Consider the following 26188-nt stretch of genomic DNA (forward strand, 5'->3'; position numbering starts at 1 on the left):
TCTACTACAAACATTACGAATTAAAAGACACGAATATTAGTTAGACAATTGCTATAATTCTGTCATAACTTAATTTTAAAACAGATTCTGTACTAATGCACAAAAAAATTCCTACATTGTTCTACAACAACATAGGAGTTTTCTTGTCGAATTATGTAATTTTTTGTTTAATAATCTCTACCTTTTCCCGAATCAGAAATTTCTACTAAAGCTTCAGGGTAAGGTTCAAAATATGTTTGTCTTAATAAATACTTTTCGTCAAATCGAATGGCCCATGATTTTAAAATTGTAAGTAAGCTACTAAGCGGGACTTTCTTTTCTATATACTTTTGTATCAAATCTAAAAAATGATCTTTTTCTTGTTTTTTCAACTTTGTTTTAAAATATCCAAAAATATGCTCACATACATTTACATTCGATGTATAGCGGGAGGTGCGCATAAATAATTCATATAAAGTCTTCTCATACTTATCAAATACAACTTCAATCGTTTCATTTTTTTGATTTGCAATAATACGCCCTAATTCTTTTTGTTTCACTTGATTATATGCCATAAATAAATACTTATAGTCTGATTGAAATGATACGAGTTCTTTTATGTTTTTAGTATGTTTAATCATTTTGTAATGCGCGATTGTAAACAGTCTTGTAAAGAAATGTTCTCTAATAATAAAATTCGACAATCTACCCTCTTCTTCAATTGGAAGATGTGAAAATTTTTTTATTACTGCTCCGCCAAATAAGCCAGATCCCTTTCCTTTTACTGGCGCTTTTTCAAAACCAGAATAAATTTTCACATCGCGCGTACCACAACTTGGCGAACGATTCTTTAAAATAAAACCATCCACATCGGATATCGTTTGTAAAAAGTCATTTGAAAATTGCTCCATTTTTTCAGTTACATCTTCTCGTGTCGACGGCTGTACAAGCCTATTCGCACCATTTTCTTCTACGATTCGTATCGTTTCACGAGGAGTCCCCAATCCGATCTCGACTTCTGGACAAACAGGTATAAATGTAACAAATGGCTGCAAATTTCGTATTGTTACATCTGGTATCATCTCTGCATTATAACGACAGGCATCAAATTCTAAACATTTACTTACAACAATTGTTGGTTTTGCAAATTGGCGCATCACATTACCTCCGTGGTGTTAATCCATACAATATAAATTGAATCGTATTTTCAATTTCCACTTCATCATCCCATTTTTCTTCAGGCAATAATAAAAATCGTGTTAATAGTAAACCTAATACAGCTGATAAAGTAAGACGTAATACAGAAGATGGAGGCATCTCAATAATTTCCCCTTCTTCTTGAAACTTTACAATCAACTTTTTAAAATGTGAAAGTAACTCTGTTTCTACTAAATGTTGTATTTCGTTTTTCAATTCTGGCTGAAATGGCACTTCTTGAATTAATATTTTTATCATTGGAAAATGCTTTTTTGCAAATTCAAATCTATTATGAATAACAACTCTTAGCAGCCCTTCATACGATTCATACTGCGATTTGAAAATTTCCTTTGCAAAGGCTTGTACAAAAAATGGTGCAGCAAACTTTGTTAATGTCGGCATGACGACTGCTAACAATAAATCTTTTTTTGTTTTATAGTAGCGGAAGATTGTTCCTTCCGCTACACCAGCACGCTTTGCAATTTCACTTGTAGAAGTTGATGCATATCCTTTTTCTCCAAACATATCAACAGCTGCCTCTAAAATACGCATTTGACGTTCATTTCGTTTATCCGTATTAGTTGCGGCAATTAATTCATCCAGCCAATCCTTCTTCATCTATAATGCCCCTTTGTACCGTCATTATATTTTTCGATGTTTCTTTAATGCATATACATTTCCTATTGCAAATAATAGAGAAAAAAGTAGTAATACAGTAAGATTTAATGCAATCTCTGTAAATCCTTGATTTCGAATCATCACTTGTCTCATTGCGTCCGCTCCATATGTGAGCGGAAATAATTTCCCTAACATTTGGAGCCATTTATTCATAGATTCAATTGGAAACAAACCAGAAAAGAAAATTTGTGGCACAATGACAAGCGGTATGAACTGGATCATTTGAAATTCATTATTTGCGTATGCTGATACAAACGTCCCTAAAGTTAATGCTGTTAAAGAAAGCATGCATGTAATAAGTAGCGTTAACCATATGGAACCAGCTGCATACAAATCTAAAATATAAACTGAAAAATTCACGATTATAATTGATTGTATAAATGCAAAGATTCCGAAACCAATAATATATCCTACAACTATTTCCCATCTTCTCACTGGAGTGGACAATAACCTCTCTAATGTACCACTTAAACGTTCTCTAACAAAAGAAACTCCAGACAATATAAATACAAAGAAAAATGTAAAGAAACCAATCAATACGGGACCAAGCCCATCAAACATTGTAAAGTCTTTAGAGCCATGTAAGTAATTTACTTCAGGCTTCATAACTGATACTTCATTCTTTTCTGTACTCTTTTGTAAAACTTGAAGTACAGCACGATTTTTTGATGAATCACTTCCTTCTAATAAAAGATTCATTTTCCCATTCTCTAAATAAATTACTGCATCTACCTTTTGCAGTTCTAACTCTGAAATTGCTTTCTCTTTGCCGTATTCATAAATTGAGGCTTCTTGAGTTTTCATTGTTTTTACAATAGGAGCAGGCACATCAACTACAGCAATATGCGGTACATAGTCTTTTTGTGTAAACACTAGAGACAATAACCAAAGTAATAACATAGGTGCCCCAAACATCATCGCTAACGAACGTTTATCTCGAAAAAATTGGCGAATAATACGAATGATTACACCAGTAACTCTCATGATAGGGCCACCTCTTCCAACAAAAAGACATCTTCAATCCGTCCTGATGATACCCGTTTTTTCAATTCTTCAGGTGTTCCAGTCGCAACTAGTTTTCCTTCTCTAATCAACCCTAGACGCTCACAAAACTCAGCTTCATCCATAATGTGCGTCGTTACAATAATAGTTGTGTCTTTCTTTTTCAAATCATAAAATTTTTCCCAGATTGTTTTTCTAAGAAGTGGATCTATCCCCACTGTTGGCTCATCTAAAATTAATATTTCAGGTTCATGAAGGAGTGCTATCGCTAATGATAAACGCTTCTTCATCCCACCTGAAAAATGCTGCACTTGCTGTCTTATATGTTGTGATAATTGTACAAGGTCAAAAACCTCTTCGATTCTTTCTTTTTTATGTTTTCCCTTTAATCCATACATCGTTGCAATAAAATCTGCATTTTCATATGCTGATAGTTCTTCATATAATGCATCAGCCTGAGCCATATAACCAATTCTTTTCATTTCATTTAAATTAGGCATGTTCGTGTTGTATACAAGCACTTCACCTTTCGTTGCCTCATGAATACCTGCAATCAATTTAATAAGAGTCGTTTTCCCTGAACCTGAAGGCCCAACTAAACCAAATATCTCTGCTTTTTCAACTTGCAATGAAAGATTGTGTAACACTTCTTTTTTCCCAAAACTTTTTGATACAGTCCGTAAAATAATGGCAGGTTGCTGCACGTATTCTTCCCCCTTTTCTAAAATGAGTGAGTACTCACTTTTATTTTACTCTTGCGTAATTATATGTCAAACTTCATTGATTAGTATGTATTTTCAATCTTAAACAATGAAACAGAGTCGACATTAGAATATCATTTCTTAAAGTCGACTCTGTTTCATTTAAATTATATATTTTATTTTACGTTTTCAAATTCATATATTTCCTAATTCTAGCAACATCTAAAGAATATTCGATAACTAATTGCTGTAACGGTAATATAACTGTGTCGGGATATAAATGGGCATATTGTAATGTTTCTGCATATTTTTCTAACCTTTTTTCTAAATACTTTATAATTTGATCAGGATGACTTACTAATAAACATTTACAATAATAATGTATTTGTTCCTCAATCGCCGTATACTCTTCAATTTCATATTCTTTATGCATGTGTACACCCCTTTATGTTTTTATACAGATTCCTTATCACACTTTTCACTCGACTAATTTTTAAGTTTTTTGATTATTTACACTATAACAAACTCTACGGGTCAAATTTTGTTACTTTATGTAACGTAGAAAATTTTTAACAAAATTGTAATGTTAACTTGTATAAATTACATATGGCTTATTTTTCTATACAAAAAATCGTACAGTTCAATTTAACTGTACGACTACAAGTTCTGGCCTATTAAAAATTCTTTGCGGAATGATACTATTGCCTAATCCTCTACTCACTACCATAGACGTATTTTGTTTTTCATATAAACCAGCTGTATATGTAGGGAATATACCTTGATTCGGGGCAACTAACCCTCCGATAAATGGCAATCTAACTTGCCCTCCATGAGCATGCCCCGATAACACTAAATCAATTTTCTCATCAGCATAATTCTGAATAAATTCAGGTCTATAGAATAAATCATCTATTTCTCCTATTTTAATACACTATCTAAATGTATTGCTCCTATATATAGATATATTCCTATGTAATCCGCAATTTTCCTTATCGGATAAATTAATAAAAATTATTTCCCTACACATTGCGATTACATGTTATATAAGGAAGCTCCTCTTTTTTCCATGCAAGAAATCCTCCCTTTAAATTCACTACTTCCTTTATACCAGCTCTTTGTAAAATACTAGCTGCTATAGCGGAACGCAATCCGGTTCGACATTGTAAAACTAATGGGCAATCTTTTGGTATGCAATCTAGCTGCTTAAATAGATTTCCTAAAGGGATATGTATTGCATCATGAAGATGTCCTTCCTCCCACTCTGTTTTACTACGTACATCGATAACCTTAACGCTACCATCCTTTATATGCGGATTTAATTCAATCGATGTTTTTTCTTTGTAACTTTCAAATCTATCAAGTCTTTGTATAACTTGTAAGGGTGCAAAAGCAATAATATTATCTAGCCCAATAGATTCAAAGTCTCTAATAACCTCCTCCAATCTAACCTTTTCCTCATCTAGAATGATTAAAGTTTCTGTTTTATAATCTAGTAACCAGCCACACCAAGTTGTGAAGGAATTGTTATACGGTATGTTAATTGATTTCTCAATGTGACCAGAAGCAAAACTTGCTACATCCCTTATATCAACTATTTGCTGAACGCTCCTCATAATTTCTTGAAGTTCTTCTACTGTATTAATAGCAGTAACTTCTCTCTTATTACGAATTGGTGGACCGTACTTATTTAAATTCTTCATTAATGAAAAATACTTTGGAGGCTCTGGCTGTCCCGTCAATAAAGTCGATACAAAATCACTTTCTTTATTACACTGAAATGCCCAATTAAACATCTTTTCATAACCTAATGTAGAAGTTGGAATTGCTCCTAATGCTTTTCCACATGCGCTTCCTGCTCCATGTGATGGCCATATTTGCAAATAATCAGGGAGTATTTTTATTTTTTGTATAGAATCAAATAATTGTTTCGCTCCTATTTTTGCAGTATCTTTCATACCTACAGCGGTTTCTAATAAATCCGGTCTTCCTATATCTCCTACAAATATAAAATCACCTGTGAATATTCCTATCGGCTTATCATTCGTATGGTTATTTTGACTTGTATCAGTTACTAAAAAAGATATACTTTCAGGCGTATGCCCTGGTGTGCCAATTACATTAAATTTTATATGACCTACTTTAAACTCTGTGCCCTCTCTAACCAAATTATATCGACCTTCGTTAAGATATTGATATTTCCAATCACAATCTCCTTCGTCAGATACATATAAATTTGCATCATAAAGATTAGAAAGTTCCCTAGACCCAGAAAGAAAATCTGCATGAATGTGAGTTTCAGCCGCAGCAATTACTTCCATCCCCTCCTTCTTAGCAAATTCGATATATTGTTCTATATAGCGACCTGGATCAATTACAATTGCTACACCTTCCTTCTGACAACCGACTAAATAGGAAGCATGTGCTAATTTTTCATCATAAAAATATTTTAAAAGCATAGCTATTCCCTCCAAATAGTTATTTCAACTTGCTTTTCAATTTTTATTACCACTTTCTCTCTCCTCTTATAGAATCCCTTTCAACATAAAGTTCCAATACATATAGGGCAACATATATCTTTTAAGTAAAAACATACTATACCGTTCTTTCGCTTGATTAAACGGAAACGTTTCTTGAGGTTCATGTTCATAGTTAAATTCAGCTAGTATTAGACTTTTATATCCTGTAACAATCGGACAGGATGTATATCCATCATATTTAGCCTGTAAGTCTCTTCCGTTAAGTACGTCCATAATATTTTGTTTTAAGATAGGTATTTGTTTTCGAATTGCCGCTCCAGTTTTAGAGGTGGGTAAATTGGTACAATCTCCAAGTCCGAAAATATTCTTATACTGTACATGCTGCAAAGTATAAGGGCTTATATCTACCCACCCCTGAGAATCACTTATCTCACTCTCTTTAATAAAACTAGGTGGCCCCATTGGTGGAACAACATGGATCATACTATATGGTACTGTTTCTCTTTTCAGTGTTTGCGTATCTTCAAAAATTGCTTCTTTCTTCTCAGCGATAATTTCTACTAAGTTTTTATAATAATTTGTTATAATTTGCTTTCTTTCAATTACTTGTTCTAATGTATTTGCATAAAGTGGAACCTGAAATATGTTAGCGTTCGCAGTATAAAACATTACTTCACTTTTGTTTCTTACACCGCTATTACAAAAATATTCTTCTGCTAAATACATTATTTTTTGTGGAGCACCACCGCATTTTATAGGCGTATTGGGGTGGGTAAAAACAGCATTTCCTCCTTTAAATTTTTCAATTTCTCTCCAAGTAGAATCAACATATTTATAAGAGTAATTGCTACAAACCCCATTAGTCCCAATAGACTCCTTTAAGCCTTTAATGCCGTCCCAATTTATTTGTATACCGGCTGCTACAATAAGAATTTCATACTCAAGCAGCAGTCCATCATCTAAAAGTAGCTTATTTTCTTCCGGAAACAACTTAACAACACTTTTAGGGATCCACGTTGCCCCTTTTGGAATAAGCAATTCTTGATTACGCATCGTACTTTCCTTTAAAACAATCCCTCCCCCCACTAAACTCCATAATGGTTGGAAATAATGTTTTTTTGATGGATCAATAATTGCTATACTTTCTTTCAATAGGGGTACATTTCGTAACAAATGTGCAGTAGAAGATATTCCTGCAGTCCCTGCACCAATCACAATGATTTTATATCTATCTCTGGTCTTCATTATCCTCTTCCTATCTAAAATTGATTTTTAAAATAACTAATTCGTAGCCGTATTTTCATTGTAGTAACATTATTATAAGTTAAAAGTACCACATATTTATCTGAATCAAATGAAAATTTTGTTAATTTTACCATCGATATTACTTTATGCGTAAATCCCCTATGCTACTTCCATCTTTTATATTTTTCAATACTAGTCTTTACCCGATCTTACTTTTATTTCAGTTTCTCTCTACGCTCAAAGCTATCTTTAAAGACCCATGTGATTTCATATGTAAAAAAGCCCCTTTTTCATCTAAAGGAGGCTAAGGATTATTCTTATTAAGCTAACACTTTGAGGTATCCCTAAAACAAAAATTTTATATAACTACAACCATTATTTATGAGAATTCAGGTCATTTTTTTCGTTTTGAGGAACAATGAATTTCTTAGGTTGATGGGCATGAGACGCTACCCCAAAATACAAAAATCGCCTTCAAACAAAAGAAAGGCGCCTACGCACCTTTCTTTTGTAACTCACTTGTATTCTCTTAAGCATCCAAAATTCCTTCTGAATCACTTTAATGCATCATTATACGGACCTAATTGCTTTTTAGAAAAGTAATGAATTGTCTCCTTACTTTTCAGTAACATATTTCCTTTTATAATTAAAAAATAGGTAGCTACTAGAAAATAGATTATCCCTAATATCCAATTCAAATTTGTAGCTAAATTGTGTAAAAGAACATATCTCATATATGCATAACCAATTGGTACATGTAGTAATACAACCGCACCTAATCCTGGGTTGTATATTGTTTTAGCTTTTATATTCGCAAAAATACCATGCCATATGAATTGAAAAAATCCCATTAAAATAGGTCCCAACCCAAGCCATATAATATCTGGAAAGAAAACGGGAAGTAAATAAAAAACATACGCAATCAAAACATTTATTACCATAGCAGATTGCGTATTTAATGGATAGCGATCTGGTATATCACTTTTAAATATAACTAAATTAAACAGACCAGCGAAATAACCTGGCCAACGATACTCTTCAAATTGATGCACTAAAATGGCTACAAAACTTAACGCTAACAGTACTTTTATTTCACTCATTTCTCCAAAATTCGCGACTAAACAACCTACGACAACAATTGCCATAGCTAACCCTACATCACACCAACGCTTTCTAAAGAAACTAATCATCTCTATCACCCACTATCTAAAATTTTTAAAAATAGCGTTCAAATAGGAAATCAATTTGTTTTTCTACAGGCAGTATTCTTATATCTGCCCCTGATTCAAGAATTGGCATCATTAATGCTGAGAGAAAAATGGATCCGAATATTTGCACTATCATCATCATTAAAATTTCCTGATCCGTTTCATTTGTTATTTCACTTAAAATATTCTTCACTTTACTAAAAACGAGCCTCTTCAAAAAATCACCATATTCGTATTGAGATGTAAATACCGTAGTTCCCCTTGCAATAATTTTCCTAACTAACTCAGGGTATTGCCGAATTACTAGTACATAATCAAGTAAAAATATTTTTAATCTTTCTTTTGCTGGCACATTAATATCATCTAAAATAGAAAAAGCGCCTTGAAAGCTAATTAATAAGACTTTAATCGTCTCACTAATCAACTTTTCTTTTGAGCCAAAATGGTAATTTACAAGCGCAATATTTGTATCCGACAATGCCGCAATTTTTCTTATTGTTACACTTTCGAAGCCTTCGTCTTTAATGAACTCCAATGTTGTATTTACAGAATTTTAAACCTTATCAATCTTTTTGGGGATTCCAAATATAATTACCTTTTTCACATTATAAAAATTTTTCTATAAATTTTTTATATTTTCTACTTTTTTGGCACTTTCATTACTGTAAGTAGAAATTTTTCTCATTTTAAAAATAATACAACCTAAACTAAATGCGAAAAGTGAAAATATCCCAAAAGTAACCTTTATAGTATTTAATGATAGACTCCAGCTAATTAGAAAAGATACTAGTGCCCCCCCTAAACTGGCCGATGCAATAAATAAACTAGTCACTTCATCAATATTATTTTCCATAATACGGGAGGCTAGGATTAATGTTATTGGAAAAACACCCGCTATAACTAAACCAATAATGAAGATGATAAACAAATACATACCTGTACCTTGAACAAAGGGGAATAGAAATAATAGAATCACTAATGTAAAGCAACTAGATGTAATGTATGTCCAATAATTAAATTTATGAGCTAACTTACCTACAAGTATTCTTCCTATAACTATGGCTAGCCAAAAACAAGATATACTTACTGAACTGATTAATTCATTATTGGTAAGAATCATTATTGTAGATAAAAAATTTGCAAGATTGGTTTCTATGCCTGCATATAAGAATGCAAAAAGTGAAATAAATACTATAACTTTAATCTTTTCACTTTTAAATTTAAGAGTGAATGAGGAAAGGGATGCTCCTCCCTTTTCATTTTTTTGAGGAGAAAAATTTAGAAATTTTGTACGTCCAAGCATGTACCAAACAAATAGTGTAAAAATAAAGAATAGTAATATCCCATAAAGAATAAAATACCATTCATAAAATTTTGTAATATAATTAACTAGTAACGGAAACCCTAGCGCCCCAACCCCAAACCATACTTCGAGAATACTAAATTTAGCAGCACTATTCCTTTCTGCTGAAATAATAAAGGAACCCACCGTAGTTTCTAACAAACCTGCTCCATAGCCTAATACAAAGCAAATAACGGCTAAATATGCCCATTCTTTAATATACATAAAACCTCCTAGGACGATGGACATTACTAAAACACCTAACGTTATTGTTTTAAAATAATGATACTTTCTTACTAGTATGGGTGAACTTAGAACACCAAATAAAAAACCTGTAAATTGAAAAAATATTAAAACACCTAATTGATCAGGGGTTCTTCCATAATATTGTATTAATGAAGGAATTAAACTACCTATACAAACATGTATTATTCCTACAATAAAATAAAACAAGCAACCATAATAAAATATTAACCGCATCTTTTCTCAACTCCAATCCAAAATAAAAACAGGGATTTAAGTAAAAGTTTTAAACCCCTGTTTTTACCATAAAACTAAATAGTTGCTACAGATCGTTCTTTATTACTACTGCTTTTATCAAAAAACATATCCAATATTACTTGTGAACGAAACCCATCTTCAAATGTTGCTACAGACTTATTTGGCCCACCTTCCGCAGCCTTAGCCCATTCTATAATTTCACTTCTAAAAGAATCAGACCATTCAAAAATCTCGTTTTCTGGATCGACTAGTAAAGGTAATGGTAACGGGATTTCATGTTTTTCCAATCCATCAAAGAGTATATATTTATTTGGCTCTTTAGAAGAATACTTATATTCTTTCTTCGTACCTATTACCTCTATACTAAAACCACAATCGTCAAGAAATGAACTTTTAGATGTTGTAATATTAACAAAAACCTTATTTTTCAATTGGCCATAAACCTCAGCATAGTCATCAACAAAAACTGGTTTACTTTCTTTTTCCTTAACATTTGTTTTAATTTTAGTTCGAACAGTATCCTCTCTAAAATCACTCTCAAATAAAAACCATAATAAATCTATTAGATGAATTCCTAAATCTCCCAAGGCCCCACTAGTTCTATTGCTTTGAAAATCATCTCGCCAAGTAAACGAAGTTCTCCTAAAAGCGCTATTCTTTTTAAAATGCAATCTTACCACTACTATTTCCCCTAATTCTTCATTTTGAATTAATTGTTTTAAAGCCTTAACATAAGATAGGTGGCGATAGTTAAACCCCATTGAAGCGACTAAATTAGTATTTTTTGCTATTGTCATCATGTATTTTGCTTCTTCACAAGAAATTGCCATTGGCTTTTCACATAACACATGTTTGTTTTTTAATAACGCTTGAACAGCTTGAGATCTATGACAAAAATTCGGTGAAGATATTATTACCCCATCAACTACTTCAAGTAACTCTACATAGCTATTAAAAACCTTCCCACCAAAATTCCCTACCAACTTTTGGGCATTCTCATTATTAACATCATACACTCCAACTAATTTACAACTATCAACAGTTGATAATGCTCTAGAATGAGCTCTTGCAATACTTCCTGCACCTATAATCCCAATATTCATTATATGAACATCCCCTTTTAATTAATAATGTGCTTTAGAGTATTTAAAATTCCAATCGAGTATTCACCTTGAGCTAACATTGAGTGTGTGTTTTTGGCTTCTTCTGTTGCATTTTCTACTAAATAACCATGTCTTACAGCTTGTAGCATTCTTAAATCATTCCCACTATCTCCAAAAGCAATGGCATTTGTTTTATCTAGTTCGTACTTGTCTAAAATAAACTTCACTATCTCATCTTTACCTGTTCCAAGTGGAATAAAATCTACATCATAGCAATTTTCTGGATCACCAGCTAATGGATTACATTTGTTAATATTAACTCCCACTTGGAATATTTCTCCGATTTCTTCTATCTTTTCTAAATTCTTTGCATCAATAAATTCATTTTGCTCTTCATAATAAAAATTAAATTTGTACTTAGAACTTCCTAATTGTGTCTGAGGTCTTAAAAAAATTTCATATTTTATTTCTAGCAATTTAATAATTCTTTCAATCTTCGAAGAATCAAAACCACCCTCTATAATTCTCTCTTCCCAAATTTGATCATCTATAGTAGTCCCATTACTATCAAAGTACGTTATTTCTGTACCTAATCCACTCGCCACAAAATGAGGAAAATATTGTATACCACCATTTTTCATTTTTTCAAAAATTGATTCTAAACTACTTCCCGTTACCCAACCAATTACTAAATCTCCTTTACTTCCTTGTTCATACAAATACTTTTCTAACAATTTCATATTACTTCTTTTAGAATCATCCATGTTATGAGGATAATAAGTTTCATCAAAATCACAGAACACTACATATTTAGGTTTTTTAACCTGTGGTAGTCTTTCAAAATTTAAAGATTTTAGAACTTCATTATTTATTGACATTGAATAATCCCTCCAAAACGAAATTTTGCTCTTCTAACATCATGTTTGGGTGTAAAGGTAAATGTAATATTTCTTTATGAACTTGCTCTGTATTTAATATATTTTTTTGCAAATCATTTTCCTTTACCCTCTTAGTATTTTGTTTATGAGATAATACCGGATAATAAATATCTGTTTCAATGTTATACAATTGGTACAATTTATTTTTCAACTCGTCTCTTCTTCCATTTTCAACTCTAATCGGAAAAAGGTGCCAGACATTATCTTCTGTCATCTTAGGTAGCTTAATTAATTCTCTATCTTCCAATTCCTTTAAATCACGTATATATCGTTGAGCTAAATACGCTCTTTTTAAATTGTTGTATGATAAGTACTTAATTCTTTCCAAACCAATAGCTGCTTGCAAATTATCAATTTTAGAATTGAATCCAAAGTCTAATACCTTTTTATTTTTTTTATCAATTTCAAATCCATGATAACTATATTGATTGCAACGTATTGCAAGAGTTTCATTATCGGTAACTATTGCACCTGCCTTACCACATACACCAAAATTCTTATATGGGTTAAAACTAAGAACAATAATATCTCCATATTCTCCAAGATTTGAAGAACCAATAGCTTGACATGCATCTTCAATAACTCTTAATTGATATACATCCGCAATTTCACGAATTTTTTTCATTTCACATTGTTTACCATACAAATGTACTGGCAAAATGCATTTAGTTTTTTGGGTTATAGCTTCTTCGATTTTAGACGGATCAATACAATAACTCTTCTGATCTATATCTACAAATATAGGTTTTGCTCCGACTGCTAACACAGCATTTTCAGTAGCAGCAAAACTATTAGCTGGCATAATTACTTCATCCCCCGGCTGGATACCGATAGATAACAATGACACCATAAGAGCATCTGTACCACTACTTGTTGCAATTACAAACTTTTTATTCAAATAACTTCCGATTACTTCTTCTAGTTTTTTTGAAAATGGTCCACTTGTGAATTGACCTGTCAGTAAAACATCTTTTAAAACCCCTATAATTTTTTCAACCTCATCTTGAGAAATCAACCGATTAACTGGCATAAATTCTATTTTCTGTATATTTTTTCTGCTATAATTGAAAATATCTTTTTCTATATCAATATCTATTTTCAATTTGTTTTCCCTAAATAATTTCTCTTTCATCTTGTGATTCGGTAATATATTACTAATTTCAAATTCTTTTTCTTTTGTTTCCCCCTGTAGGCACTTTAATAAAGCTAAATTGTCTTTACTATGTCCAGAAATTGTAGTAAGAGTTTTCACGTTAAATCACCTCTAAGAAATTATTTTGAAAATCATGAGTAGACTATATTTTATGTTATCGATTACATGTCAACATATTTTTTACGGAGGGTTTCTCTATGGTAACAATTAATGAAATAGCTAAATTATGTAATGTATCAAATGCTACGGTTTCAAGAGTTCTAAATAATCATCCTTATGTAAATTCAGAAAAACGTGAGAAAATAATAAAAGTAATGCAAGAATTCAACTATACTCCTAGTTCTATTGCAAGGAATCTTAGGATAAATAAGACACAAACCATTGCACTATCAATTCCCAATATAGATCATCCCTTTTTCGGAAAATTAGCTAGAGAAATTTCTAAAGAATTATTAAAGCATAATTACAAATTGCTAATTTATCAGACTTTTTATGAGAAAAAAATTGAACTTGAATTACTTTCCTTACTAAAGAATAAAGCTGTAGATGGTGTAATTCTCGCATCCCTAGAAAATAGTTGGGAAAATATAGAGCATTATTTAGCATATGGGCCCATAATACTTTGTAATGAGTATGAGGAAAATGCACCTATTCCGATAATTTGTTACGATGAATTTGAAGCTGGATACAAAGCTGTTAAACATTTAATAAGCAAAGGTCATAAAAAAATTGGCTTTTGTTTTGATTCTCTTAATAGTCAAGCACAATTAAAACGCCAACAAGGTTATCTGCATGCCTTAAAAGAAAAACAATTACCATTCAATAAAAAATGGCTATTTGGAGATGCAATTACTATTAATGATGGGTTTAGAATTTTTGAGAAGCTAGATAAATTAAAAGATAAACCTACTGCATTATTTACAGGAAATGATCAAGTTGCTGCTGGAGTCATTAAAGGAGCTACTATTAAAGGGTATTCTATTCCAACTGACTTAGCTGTTTGTGGTTATGATAATCAATTAATTTGTACAGTTACAACCCCAACAATTAGTACTATTGATATTCCAATTGTTAAACTGAGTAAACGAACCGTTAACGAGATACTACTATATATAAATACAGATGAATCTATTAAACGTAAAATTATTGAATATCCTACTAACTTAATTATTCGTGAATCTACATAATTAAAATAAAAGTTTCTGCTTAAATTTATCTAATATATAAAAAGAGGACGTAAATAATAATGCGTCCTCTTTTTATATCAAATTAAAATAATCCATTAAAATGCTTTTCACGAAGTCAGATAGATAATGTTTTTAAGAAAGTTAAGAACTTACATATTAGCTGTTACAATAGGTGGATCACATAATTCACACCTATTACAAGCATTACATATCACTCATATACCGTTACCTTTTTTAGATATATATAATGATTAAAAATTGTGAAATTTTATAGCATTATGTAAGACATTTAATATCAAATATATTACATTCACTATGAAATTAGTTTGTTTATAGGATTTCTATAGATAAACAAGGTACTAAATTGAATCTTAAGAAGTCATTACTATTACATTTATCTAAAAATTGAAAAAACGTGTGTAGATAGATATCATCTTAAATACATATATAATTAATTTTAATTCTCTGACATAATTCCACATAATTCTTAAACCAGTTTTTTGTACATTATTAAATAAAATATTGCACAATGTCAGTCTTTAAAAGATTATATATCAAAACTTTAAGAGAGGAAGAAAAACTATGAAGATGAAAAGAAAAATCATGATGACAACAGCACTTGCAGCTACATTAGCTACAGGTGCACTACCAACTACATCAGTGTTTGCTGCAGAAAAAGAGGCTCCTATCCAACAAAAAGAGGCTCAAATGGGTATTCAACCATTAGCACAAAATAATTTAGAAACAGCTGTTAATGCTGCCTTAAATGGTCCAGAAATCAAAAAAATAAAAGTATTTGAGCATGAATTTAACGTAAAAGAAATAGAAGTAGTAAATCTAGGTGGAGGAAAAAAATATGTTAAGGGACAAATTTCTCATCATTTAAGTTTCCGTCCAGATGATCAATTTTATTATGAGTTTACTGTGCAAGATGGAAAAGTAGTAGATAAGCCTGTATTTAATATTGATAGAGGTGGTTGGACACCATTTGCTGCTCCACTTTTATCAATTCTTGCTGCGTATAATGGAATTCCAGTTAATCCAAATGATTTAAATACACTTGGTCAGCAGATTGGTAAAGTTATAGATGGAAGCTGGGAACATGCAGCCCAATCTATCGCAACTGTAGTTAGTCTAAGTTTTAATGAGTAAAATGTTTTAATTTTTATTAGCATTGTAGGGACCACTTTTCCTAAATAGCCTTGTTATAAGAAATTCCTGAAACAGCTATAAATAGATTTTTACCGCTCACTCACATTATCTTAATTTGTTAACCACCTTATCATTCATAATATGTCACAAAATAGAAGTCTTTTTAAGGCTTCTGTTTTGTTTGTATACAATACAGCAAAAAGATTATTTTTACCTATCTATGCTTCAATTTTTTAAAAATCCGTTTGGCTATTAGATATAAATTATTACAATAAACTAATAATATCTTAAGTTAGCTCACTACCTCTTTTTAATTACAAAAATTCATTACATTAGGAATAAAAAACAATAAATATAGTAAAAAACCATCTTATTATAGCTATTGTTTAAAAGTCAGGAGAGATATAATGAACAAAATAAAAATGAAAAATTTCTTTAAAATTAGTATCCTCACTTATTTTACACTAGCAATTTTAAGTGCACCATCTACTATTTTAGCTGATAGTCATCCAGGTTATTCTTATGAACCCAATATAGGATATCAGAATCCATCATGGATGTCAGAAGTAGCTGGTTTAACAAAATTAAGTGAAATATCTATTCCAGGAACTCATGGTACAATGGCTTTACATGGAGCAAGTTTTCTTGATGAAAATTTGACAAGAAATCAAACTATGAGTCTACCCCAACAATTAAATTCTGGAATTCGATATGTAGATATGCGCGTTAAACGTGTAAAGGATTCTTTTGCAATGTACCATGGCATTGTAAATCAAAAAGCAGTTTTTGAAGATGTATTAAAAGACGCAATTCAATTTTTAAAAGATTATCCGACAGAAACAATTTTAATGCGCTTAAAAGAAGAAACTACACCTGAAAGTGGATCTCCATCATTTGAGGAGATATTTTTAAAATATAAAAACGTTAATGCTTCATATTTTTGGGATCCTAATTCCGTACCAACTATAGACAAAAACAACCCTACTTTAGGAGATATCCGAGGTAAAATTGTAGTCTTACAAAACTTTACATCCTCTCAATTGTACGGTATTGATTACGATAGTTTGAATATACAAGATAAATTTGAAATTGGAAGCGGACCAAACGAAATATATGAAAAATGGAATGCGATAAAAATTCATCTACAAAGTGCAAATACTAACTTTAATAATGGAAAAATATATCTTAACCATTTTAGTGGTACGGGTGGTGCAGCCGCATTTTTAAATAATGTATATCCTTGGTTTGTTGCCAGCGGAAAAGAGAATAGAAATACTGATAGTAACCCTAAGTTAATTCAAACGAATTCCACTAATGCGTGGGGTGATTTTCCCCGCGATAGAAATGGGCAAGTGTATTATGGTGGGATGAATACACTTGGGACCGAACTCTTACAACAAGGTGGAATTAGACATTCTGGTATTATCGCAGCTGATTTTCCTGGACCAGGTTTAATTGATAGTATCATTAAATTAAATGGTGTACATTCAAATGAAAAAGAGATATTAATTTCGCAAATTCCATCCGAATCTAGCCCTTTATCCGGACAAAAAAATCGATCCAGTCAAAACTTTAAAATTGATAGTTTACCTGTAGGTACCAAAGAATTAAAATGGGTTATTGAACCCTCAGAAAAAGATCATCCTTCTACTATCTCTTTCAATGTAATGATTGATGTTTCCCTAGGTACCGATTCTATTCGTTGGAAAAATATTTCACATGGATCTAGGACTGAAGCTTACACAAATACTAAATATTATATCGCAAGTCCCATTGGTGCCACTAACAAATTCACTGTGAAAATATACGCTATTACAAATTAGAAAATAAAAAATCCCAATGGAATACCATTGGGATTTTTTATTAATTTCATTTCGTAAACATTAGATGGGGATTAAATTTATTAGTACATCATTTAAACCATTAGAGAATTTATTTTTCGAACACCCTTTATTTTCAAAGAAAAACCCAAAAATGTTAACTACATTTTCCTGATTATCATTTATTCAAAACTGCCTTCCAAAGCGATAGAGCAAAAATCCAATTTGTGTCACCATTGCCTTGATAATCTTGAACTGCTTCATACACTTTTCCCTCATGTACTACTCTATCACCTTTAGTATATGCTTTTCTCGCATCCCATTTTTCATATGTGGAATCCTCTGCCTTTGTTGTTACACTCAAAACATCACTTCTACTAGATTCATTTCCAGCTAAATCAACCGCCGTTACTACATATTTATACGATGTATTAGCCTTCAATTCTTTATCCATAAAGGATGTATTAGCCGTTGTCCCAATTTTATTCATAACTCCAGCGCTTTCTCTATATACAATATAATGGTCTACACCTACATTATCTTCAGACGGACTCCACATCAAATCAACAGTTGTCGCTGTTGTACTCATACTATGTAATCCTTTCGGTTGAGTCGGAGCCTCTATATCTGGGGTTTCATTTGTTGTCTTAACTTTTAGTTTTTCACTTTCTTTTGATATGTTTCCAGCAGAGTCTAATGCCTTTATTGTATAGGTATATTCCGTATTTGCTTTTAGCTTTTTATCAATAAATGTTGTACCTGGTACCGTATCAATTACTTCTCCATTGCGTAACACTTGATACTCTTTTACACCTATATTATCCGTAGAGTCCTTCCATGTTAGTGTAACACTATTGGCAACAACTTTAGACGCATTTAATCCAGTTGGTTGACTTGGAGCTACTGTATCGGGAGTTTCATTATTTACTAGATTTACATCAATTACATTATAAAACGCATTTGACGTATCTGCTACATCCCATACAGCTAAAATAACATGATAACCATTGCGATCAGTTGGTACATTAATTGTATGTGTTAAATTATTTGATGCGGCCGAACCGTCATGTTTCACAGTTCCAATTGGTTCTAAGTCAGCACGTGTTAATGGCTTATTAGGATCCCATCCCTTTTTTGTAATGTAATAATGCCATTTACTTGTAGAATGTGCAGCTGTATATTTCCATGTAAATGTATTTGCTCCACCCATAATCGTATTTTTAAACCAGCGATTTGATGTTTGTTGGTCAAGAATTCCTCCAAATAGTCCTCCTGCCGAAGCGATTTTCCCATCAATCGGTCCACCATCTGGGAATCCTTTAGGTGCTTCTAGGCTTTGAGGCTCGTACATTATATTTCCACAATTTAAATTCAATGCTCCATAATTCTGACTACATAAAGCAGCACGACTGCTTGGCTTTTCAACAAATCCATGTGCATACGCACTTTGAGGAATCATTGTAATAGCCGTCATCCCTGCAGCTAAAACACAAGCACCAATTCCTTTTTTATTTTTTCTTAATCTTTCAAATTTAGATGTAAATTTCAAATTCATTCTTGTCCCCCCCAATATATTATTGTTATCGCTAATATAATAGCAATATAAAGATAAACGAACAAATTACTAGTAAATATACTAATATCACTCATACATTGTTACATTTATTATTATTTTTAATCTCATATAAAAATAAAATAAATACAATAGCTCTATTTTGTAACATTATGTATTAATAGAGGAATGAAAACCTCACTTAATTTCACAAAAAATTCAAATATTAATTTAAGGAATTATACCTTATTTAGAAAAAATACACTTTTAAAGTAAAAAAGTCTGGAAGGAACTCATAATATCAGTTTCTTCCAGACTTCACATTTCTATTATATAACTTGCAAATAAGTCATTTCCAAAGCTAAATTCACACATATTTTCTAAACCTTAAAAAACACAATAAATAATTTACTTATATTCACATGGTGAATGTACACAAATCCTTTTAATCTTATATTTATTCCTATAAGATACCATAAGATATCCAACTTAACTTTATAGTACTGGTGAATAGTCATCTTCTACCCTGTAAATCCTTATTTTAAACAAATCATCTATAGATTGATAATGTAAAAGAAAGGAATTGAAAATCCAATTTCCTCCATAACATTCTATCAATTTATTATATTATTTTTACCTAATAAGGTACAGGAACAAACAAAAAACTTCAGTGTGCTTGCAATTATTATAAATATAAACGTTTTTAGGGTGAAACGTTTAAAGGGTACTTTACTGAATTGTTATTAACTGCTCCTGTACCTAGTATTTAAATTAACTTATGTCAATATATTTTACAATACAAGTGTTAAACGTTACATATTTCTATATTTAATGATACATTTCATCAATATAGCCCCCTAATCTTTAGGCTAAATATAGAAATTTAGGCTCGTTAGGATTTAATTGTGGAATTCTCATCATTGCAAATGAATTGATTAGGCACATAACTGTCACAAATTAATTACTTATCTATTTTTTCAACTATGAAAATTTTATTACCACTTCAATATTTACTCTTAAACTAAAACACATTTATACCTACAATTAATTTACTATCTTTCAAAAGAGTCGATAGTTTTATATTTTTTATTTTTTTATTGTACATTTGTACATTTGATGTTAGGATTATGCCTATTAAAATTGAATCCTAACGATTCTTCTTTATAATTTCTATATTTTAAATACCAAATAAAAATATAGATTCTGAAACACGATCAAAATCAGAACAAAAATGTCGTTATTTTACAATGATGTCGTGGAATACCTTTAGAATGGAAAGATACATGCAACAACGTGTTAAGGGGTTACAGGGGGAACAAAAATGAGAGACTTTTTTGATGATAAGTATAAAAATATTGAATTAAAAAGGAGGTTAATAAATTTAATAAGTGACATTAGCGAGTTCAAAGGAAAATTAGCTGCTTATCAGGAACAAAACCCTGACATATTTAATAATTTAGAAAAAACTATACCACTACATTACATAAAAAATTTCACAACTATTTATGAAGATGTAAAAGTTCCTAATAAAAGATTAAAAGAGCTTATTTTAGATGATATAGTACCTCAAAATATTTCAGAAGATGCTATTTTTTGTTATTATCAAACACTTTCTTTTGTACATAAAAACTCCTGTACTTTATTAATTAATCCAGCAACTATACAGGAATTGCATTTTCAACTAATACATTACATTACCTCGGACAGTGCCAAATGGCGTGAAAAACCTTTTATTATTCCAGGAATTCCAGAACATGGAATGCACTTGAATAGTTACCGCATTCTTCCGCATGAACTTATTCCACAGTTTATGGAGCAATTATGTGATCAATACAACTCATTAAATACTAGTAAGGGGCTACATTCACTTTTATTAATAGCTCGTTTTATATTAAATTTTTATTGCATAGTCCCTTTCAATCAAGGTAATAACAGGCTGGCATTTATGTTAATGCAATTGCTGTTAATTAAGAGTGGACATACATTTGTAAAATATGCATGTTTGGATAAATATATTAAGAAACATGAATCTGATTATTACAATTCGATTTATAAATCTTCGGTGAATTGGTACTGCGAGGAACATAATAATAGCTTTTGGTTAAAAACGTTTTTAACAATTATATTAGAGGCTTACAAAGATCTTCATAACACAGTTCTAGATTCTATATGTAAACATACTAAAGTTGAGAGAATCCAGGATTTTATACTTAAACAAAAACAACCCTTTACTAAGGAAAGTATTCGTAACACTTATCCAGACATTGCAGAGAGTACAATTAGTAAGGCATTAAATTCCTTGCAATTATTTGGCCATATTAAGCTAGTTACAAAAGGACGAAACGCAACGTGGATTAAAATTTGACCATACTTTCAAGATACCTGAGGTTCAAAAATTCAATTATAACTTTATCATTGAATTTCATGACTTTGAACTCATATTCATTGAATTTCACTTTAATTTTTAGCTATTATTACTTTTTTAGTTATTTCTAATTCCAACAAGATATTTTATAGGAAAAGGTCCGCTTTCCTCCGCCTTTTCCTATAAAAAAATTAGATATAAACATAAAATAATTGTCAAAAAAAGTCGTATTTTAATATTTTTCTTTATTTTCTGGTTGTAAACGTTTTAATTTCATGTTACCATCTTAATCAAATAATAGAGGTTAATAAAAATGAAAGTATTTCTTTCCCTTAGGAACATATAAACGTACGGTAACATCAAGTAAATAAGGACAAAGAAATATTTGATACCTTCCAAAATAAACAATAGGAATTTTGCACTTTAATTTTTTCTTTCAATTTAGAAAAAAACATTTTGTCCCTAAACAAAAATTGTTAGCATGCAAAGTTCAAATACACTAGAACACCCAAATAAATGTAATGTCTTTTTAATCGATCATTAAAATATGAAAAAAGTATTCTTCCTACAAAATTCAGCTGATTAACTTAAAGACATCTAAATTACTATCTTAATTTCCCTCTATTGTTGACAACATATTTACCAACTATGAAAAAGAGCCTTACAAGGGTTCTTTTTTGTTATAATCATTCAAATTTCAATTCTATCTTGATACTTAGATTTCCACACAAATTTCCTCTACTTTTTTACTCTCAATTATTAATTTCCATTCCAAATTTGTTTAAATTTATGAATAAAATTCCATCATATAAAAATAATAAATACAACTAATCGTTATATATTAAAGAGGTGTCAATTTTGTCCTTAAATGAAGAGACCTTAGAAACTAAAACAGATAAAAACATTGAAAAGATCCAAACAAGTAACTTAGAAGAGCTTAAAAATACATTAGATAATATCTTTGATATTAGTGCAGATTTAATCGAACATCCTTTGCAATTAAAAACAAACACGAATATTTTACTATATTATTTTGAAGGCCTTACAGATGGTGTCGCTTTAAAAGGCAATGTTGTTACACCATTATTACAAAAAGTAAATGAGGACAGCCAAATATTTAATTCTAATATTATTGCTACTCATACCAAAATAGTTTATACATGGAATGAAATTAAAGAAGGATTACTTGAAGGTCAATGTGTTCTATTTATGGAAGGAGAAAAGCGGTCACTTCTAATAAATACAAAAGGCTGGGCAGAAAGAGCAATTCAAGAACCAATTTCAGAAGTTACTATTAAAGGCTCACATGATGGATTTATTGAGAATGCCACAAAAAATATAGGCTTAATTCGTCGATATCTTCCTTCTACAGAGTTAAAAATCAAAAAGCTGACGATTGGAGAACGAGCAACTTCATTAGTCTATTTAATTTACTTAGGTGATGTAGCAAACGCAGATGTTGTCCAAGAAATAGAAACTAGAATCTGTAAAATTAAAACGGATGCGGTATTGAGCATTGGAGAACTATCTAATTATACAAAAGATCAAAATTGGACTCCTTTTCCACAGGCTTATTTAAGCGAACGCCCAGATGCCATTTCAAATCATTTACTTGATGGGAAAGTAGCAGTGTTAATGGATAGATCCCCTGGTGCAATGATTGTTCCAATGAATTTAATTGGATTTTTTCAAACTCCAGATGATTATAATATTCATTGGCTCATTGCATCTTTTTTTCGCCTATTACGATTTGCAGGATTTATTATAGCTATTTTTTTACCGGCATTTTATATTGCTATAGTCTCTTTTCACTTTGAAATCATTCCTATAGATTTATACACTTCTATTGCAACGTCAAGAGTCAAAGTCCCTTTCTCTCCCTTATTGGAAGCTTTTATAATGGAAATCACACTAGAAATGCTACGTGAAGCTGGTATTCGCTTACCACAACCCATTGGACAAACTATAGGAATTGTTGGAGGGATTGTAATTGGACAGGCTGCTGTTCAAGCTGGTCTTGTGAGTAACGTTATGGTTATTATCGTATCTATTACAGCCATTGCATCATTTATTGTTTCTAATTATGATTTATCAAGTTCTATACGCCTTATTCGTTTTCCAATGATGTTATTGGCATACTTTTATGGGATTGTAGGTATTGTTAGTGGATTAATGCTCTTATTCGCTCATTTTGTTTCACTAACTTCCTATGGTTCACCATACGGATTGCCAATCGCGCCATTTCGGCTCAAAGAATTAAAAGATTCTTTTGTAAGATTTCCTATTTCTATGATTACCACCCGCTCGAGTACAGGACAGCCGAAACAAAAAAAGAAAAAAGAAGGTGGTTCGCATGGGGAATCTTAAATTTCAAAACCTAACTTTATTCGAATTTATTATTTTCATTCATTCACTGCAACTAGCATCAGGTATGTTAATTATGCCAAGTCCACTTGCTACTACAGCTGGCACAGATGGCTGGATTTCCATCATTCTTGGATGGATAGTTACTTCTATAATCGGCGTATTTATTATATTAATGTTACAAAAAAATCCTAACAAAAATTTCTCACAAATCTTAAAAAGATATTTTGGTAAATGGATAGGGACAATTCTTTTTCTTTTATATGCCTTTTATCTATTTTTTGCTGGCTTTAATACTTTATTAAAGGCAACTGATATTGTAAAAGTGTGGATATTCCCTTCCACTCCTGCTTATCAAATCACCATATTATTACTATTACCTTTTATTATTTTAGCCCTGAGTGGGTTAAGGGCTCTTACTAGTTATTCTATGCTTGTTTTCTTCTTCACTACTTGGATGCCACTATTTCTTCTTTTTTCACTAAAGACTAACTACAACCCTTTACACCTACTACCTATTTTTAAAGATGGATTATACCCTATTGTAAAGGCAACAAAAGAAACCATTACTCCTTATGCTGGCTTAGAAATTGCATATTATATATACCCGTTCTTACAAAGAAAACAAAAAGCCATAAAAGGACTACTAATTGCGAATACTGGAACTATGTTTTTCTATCTATATGTGACTATTCTTTCTTATATATACTTTAGTCCGGAGGGGATAAAAGACGTAATCTGGCCAGTATTTCATCTGTTAAAAGGGGTTCGTTTTTCATTCATGGAACGATTAGAAATTATATATATCGCTTACTATTTAATTGTATTTTCCACTACGATATATCCGTATTTATTTTTCAGTTTTGAATCTGTGACCATTTCACTTCAAAAAAACACCCGCAATTGGGCGCTGCTTGCTTTTATGTTATTTATAGTTGGCATATTTATTTTCCTAAATCCCGATGTGGATCAATATTTGTTTATATATTCTCTTATGGATATCTTAAATGTCGTTTTCTTTATTCTATTACCAATCTTATTTTTCTCTTACAGTATTCTTTTTACTTGGATTATTAGGAGGAAGCAACTTTGATTCGAAAATGGATATGGATTGTAATTTGTTGTGTATATATAATTGGTTGTAGTCAGAGAATTCCTCTTGAGAAGGTTTCATTAATCCTGTTAATTGGCTTGGATAAAACCCCTAATGGAGACATAAAAGTTGGAACAAGCATACCACTCTTTCATCATAAACAGCAAAAAAGTACTATAGAACATTGGACACATGCATCAACTGTATATACTGGATTCAGTAAGATAGATACGAAATTAACGGGCTATATGACAGCTTCCAAAGCTGAAATCATTTTAATTGGGAAAAAATTAGCGCAAGAAGCAAATTGGTTGCAGGAGCTTGATTCGTCATACCGTGATCCTTACGCTACCATTAATACTAAAGTAGTACTTGTAGATGGACCTACAGAAGAAATTTTTAAAATTCATAAGCCTAGTAAACCATCACTTTCATCTTATATAAATGGTGTAATCGAATCCTCAATTCAAAATAACCAATCCGTCTCTTCTACAATTCAACAATTAATGAGAGAACAAAATGAAGAAGGAATGACGCAAGCTGTTCCAATTATCAAAAAAACAAAGAATGAAATCGACACAGTAGGAATTGCATTTTTAAATCGAAAAGGGAAATATTTAACTCATATCCCTAAAAAAGATGTTAAATTTTTCAATCTTATTAATAAGCCAAAAAGTAACGGCCGAATGATACTACACCTTGCGCTTCCTCCTAAAAAGTCCAACAAAAAAACAAACACCTCTATCTTCGTACAGAACGCGACAAGGAAAGTAGATGTTGATTTTCAAAACGGAAAGTTTATATTTAATTTCAATATATATGCTAATGTAGCTTTAATAGAAAAAACCAATGCGAATTTAATTAAGGGGCACTATGATAATAAAACAAATATAAATAATTTAAAAAGTGCTATTCAAAAAGAAATTAATAATAATTTACAAAATATGTTGAATGAAATACAGCAGAATAAAATTGATCCAATCGGATTATCCCTATATGCTAGAGCTTTTCAATATAAAGAATGGAAAAAAGTAAAAGGAGATTGGTTGCAAGCGTTAGCAGAGGCTAAAATAAATGTAAAGACACACGTCAAAATAAAAGATACTGGGACCATTAGAAATTAGTCTTAGA

21 protein-coding genes and 1 pseudogene are annotated in these 26188 nt (G+C 31.1%); 7 read left to right on the plus strand and 15 right to left on the minus strand.

Features of this window, described 5'->3' with window-relative positions:
• Nucleotides 1-167: 167 nt before the first annotated feature.
• From FS802_RS01355 to FS802_RS01420, 14 genes and pseudogenes are all read right to left on the minus strand, one after another.
• On the minus strand, nucleotides 168-1136 hold the full coding sequence (locus FS802_RS01355) for a YbgA family protein (protein ID WP_001248618.1): 969 nt from the start codon (nucleotides 1134-1136) through the stop codon (nucleotides 168-170).
• A 4-nt stretch (nucleotides 1137-1140) separates the two neighbouring features.
• Entirely contained in the window at nucleotides 1141-1794 is a 654-nt protein-coding gene (locus FS802_RS01360; protein WP_000711164.1) for a TetR/AcrR family transcriptional regulator, read from the minus strand.
• A gap of 24 nt (nucleotides 1795-1818) precedes the next feature.
• Entirely contained in the window at nucleotides 1819-2838 is a 1020-nt protein-coding gene (locus tag FS802_RS01365) for an ABC transporter permease (RefSeq protein WP_098655056.1), read from the minus strand.
• Nucleotides 2835-3560: an ABC transporter ATP-binding protein gene (locus FS802_RS01370; protein WP_144524825.1), complete on the minus strand. Its 726-nt coding sequence runs from the start codon at nucleotides 3558-3560 to the stop codon at nucleotides 2835-2837. The genes FS802_RS01365 and FS802_RS01370 overlap by 4 nt, the downstream gene beginning before the upstream one ends.
• Before the next feature lie 178 nt (nucleotides 3561-3738).
• Entirely contained in the window at nucleotides 3739-3990 is a 252-nt protein-coding gene (locus FS802_RS01375; protein ID WP_000548621.1) for a hypothetical protein, read from the minus strand.
• Nucleotides 3991-4197: 207 nt separating this feature from the next.
• A pseudogene (locus FS802_RS01380) lies at nucleotides 4198-4461 on the minus strand (metallophosphoesterase); the annotation flags it as partial.
• A gap of 115 nt (nucleotides 4462-4576) precedes the next feature.
• On the minus strand, nucleotides 4577-6013 hold the full coding sequence (locus FS802_RS01385; RefSeq protein ID WP_098655057.1) for an MBL fold metallo-hydrolase: 1437 nt from the start codon (nucleotides 6011-6013) through the stop codon (nucleotides 4577-4579).
• Between the two features lie 66 nt (nucleotides 6014-6079).
• A complete protein-coding gene (locus tag FS802_RS01390; protein WP_000857203.1) occupies nucleotides 6080-7279 on the minus strand; it encodes an FAD/NAD(P)-binding oxidoreductase in 1200 nt (399 codons plus the stop codon).
• Nucleotides 7280-7833: 554 nt separating this feature from the next.
• Entirely contained in the window at nucleotides 7834-8469 is a 636-nt protein-coding gene (locus FS802_RS01395; RefSeq protein ID WP_260989054.1) for an HXXEE domain-containing protein, read from the minus strand.
• 25 nt (nucleotides 8470-8494) lie between these two features.
• Nucleotides 8495-9022 carry a TetR/AcrR family transcriptional regulator gene (locus FS802_RS01400; protein ID WP_078183643.1) on the minus strand — a complete coding sequence of 176 codons (528 nt, stop codon included), beginning with the start codon at nucleotides 9020-9022 and terminating at the stop codon, nucleotides 8495-8497.
• 84 nt (nucleotides 9023-9106) lie between these two features.
• Entirely contained in the window at nucleotides 9107-10309 is a 1203-nt protein-coding gene (locus FS802_RS01405) for an MFS transporter (RefSeq protein WP_001236740.1), read from the minus strand.
• 74 nt (nucleotides 10310-10383) lie between these two features.
• The gene (locus FS802_RS01410; protein ID WP_001020533.1) at nucleotides 10384-11433 is read right to left on the minus strand and encodes a Gfo/Idh/MocA family protein; all 1050 of its coding nucleotides are present in this window, start codon (nucleotides 11431-11433) and stop codon (nucleotides 10384-10386) included.
• Nucleotides 11434-11450: 17 nt separating this feature from the next.
• On the minus strand, nucleotides 11451-12311 hold the full coding sequence (locus FS802_RS01415; RefSeq protein ID WP_098655059.1) for an HAD-IIB family hydrolase: 861 nt from the start codon (nucleotides 12309-12311) through the stop codon (nucleotides 11451-11453).
• Nucleotides 12298-13623, minus strand: a complete 1326-nt coding sequence (locus FS802_RS01420) for a DegT/DnrJ/EryC1/StrS aminotransferase family protein (RefSeq protein ID WP_098655060.1) — start codon at nucleotides 13621-13623, stop codon at nucleotides 12298-12300. Before FS802_RS01420 ends, FS802_RS01415 begins: the two co-directional genes overlap by 14 nt.
• 98 nt (nucleotides 13624-13721) lie before the next feature.
• Here FS802_RS01420 and FS802_RS01425 point away from each other — a divergent pair, with 98 nt between their 5' ends.
• From FS802_RS01425 to FS802_RS01435, 3 genes are all read left to right on the plus strand, one after another.
• A complete protein-coding gene (locus tag FS802_RS01425; RefSeq protein ID WP_000256376.1) occupies nucleotides 13722-14711 on the plus strand; it encodes a LacI family DNA-binding transcriptional regulator in 990 nt (329 codons plus the stop codon).
• 582 nt (nucleotides 14712-15293) lie between these two features.
• Nucleotides 15294-15863: a hypothetical protein gene (locus FS802_RS01430; RefSeq protein WP_000782799.1), complete on the plus strand. Its 570-nt coding sequence runs from the start codon at nucleotides 15294-15296 to the stop codon at nucleotides 15861-15863.
• 407 nt (nucleotides 15864-16270) lie between these two features.
• A complete protein-coding gene (locus FS802_RS01435) occupies nucleotides 16271-17686 on the plus strand; it encodes a phosphatidylinositol-specific phospholipase C (RefSeq protein ID WP_098655061.1) in 1416 nt (471 codons plus the stop codon).
• 175 nt (nucleotides 17687-17861) lie between these two features.
• Here FS802_RS01435 and FS802_RS01440 read toward each other — a convergent pair whose 3' ends face one another.
• The gene (locus FS802_RS01440) at nucleotides 17862-19238 is read right to left on the minus strand and encodes a lytic polysaccharide monooxygenase (RefSeq protein WP_098655062.1); all 1377 of its coding nucleotides are present in this window, start codon (nucleotides 19236-19238) and stop codon (nucleotides 17862-17864) included.
• 1318 nt (nucleotides 19239-20556) lie between these two features.
• On the opposite strand from FS802_RS01440, the gene FS802_RS01445 reads away from it, so the two are divergent.
• From FS802_RS01445 to FS802_RS01460, 4 genes are all read left to right on the plus strand, one after another.
• The gene (locus tag FS802_RS01445) at nucleotides 20557-21600 is read left to right on the plus strand and encodes a Fic family protein (RefSeq protein ID WP_098655063.1); all 1044 of its coding nucleotides are present in this window, start codon (nucleotides 20557-20559) and stop codon (nucleotides 21598-21600) included.
• An 858-nt stretch (nucleotides 21601-22458) separates the two neighbouring features.
• Nucleotides 22459-23967 (plus strand): spore germination protein, encoded by a 1509-nt coding sequence (locus tag FS802_RS01450; protein ID WP_098077080.1) that lies wholly within the window; start codon nucleotides 22459-22461, stop codon nucleotides 23965-23967.
• A complete protein-coding gene (locus FS802_RS01455) occupies nucleotides 23954-25057 on the plus strand; it encodes a GerAB/ArcD/ProY family transporter (RefSeq protein WP_000527380.1) in 1104 nt (367 codons plus the stop codon). Before FS802_RS01450 ends, FS802_RS01455 begins: the two co-directional genes overlap by 14 nt.
• A complete protein-coding gene (locus FS802_RS01460) occupies nucleotides 25054-26181 on the plus strand; it encodes a Ger(x)C family spore germination protein (protein WP_098200181.1) in 1128 nt (375 codons plus the stop codon). The genes FS802_RS01455 and FS802_RS01460 overlap by 4 nt, the downstream gene beginning before the upstream one ends.
• Nucleotides 26182-26188: the final 7 nt, after the last annotated feature.

Source organism: Bacillus sp. DE0042 (assembly GCF_007680225.1).
Classification (GTDB): domain Bacteria; phylum Bacillota; class Bacilli; order Bacillales; family Bacillaceae_G; genus Bacillus_A; species Bacillus_A wiedmannii.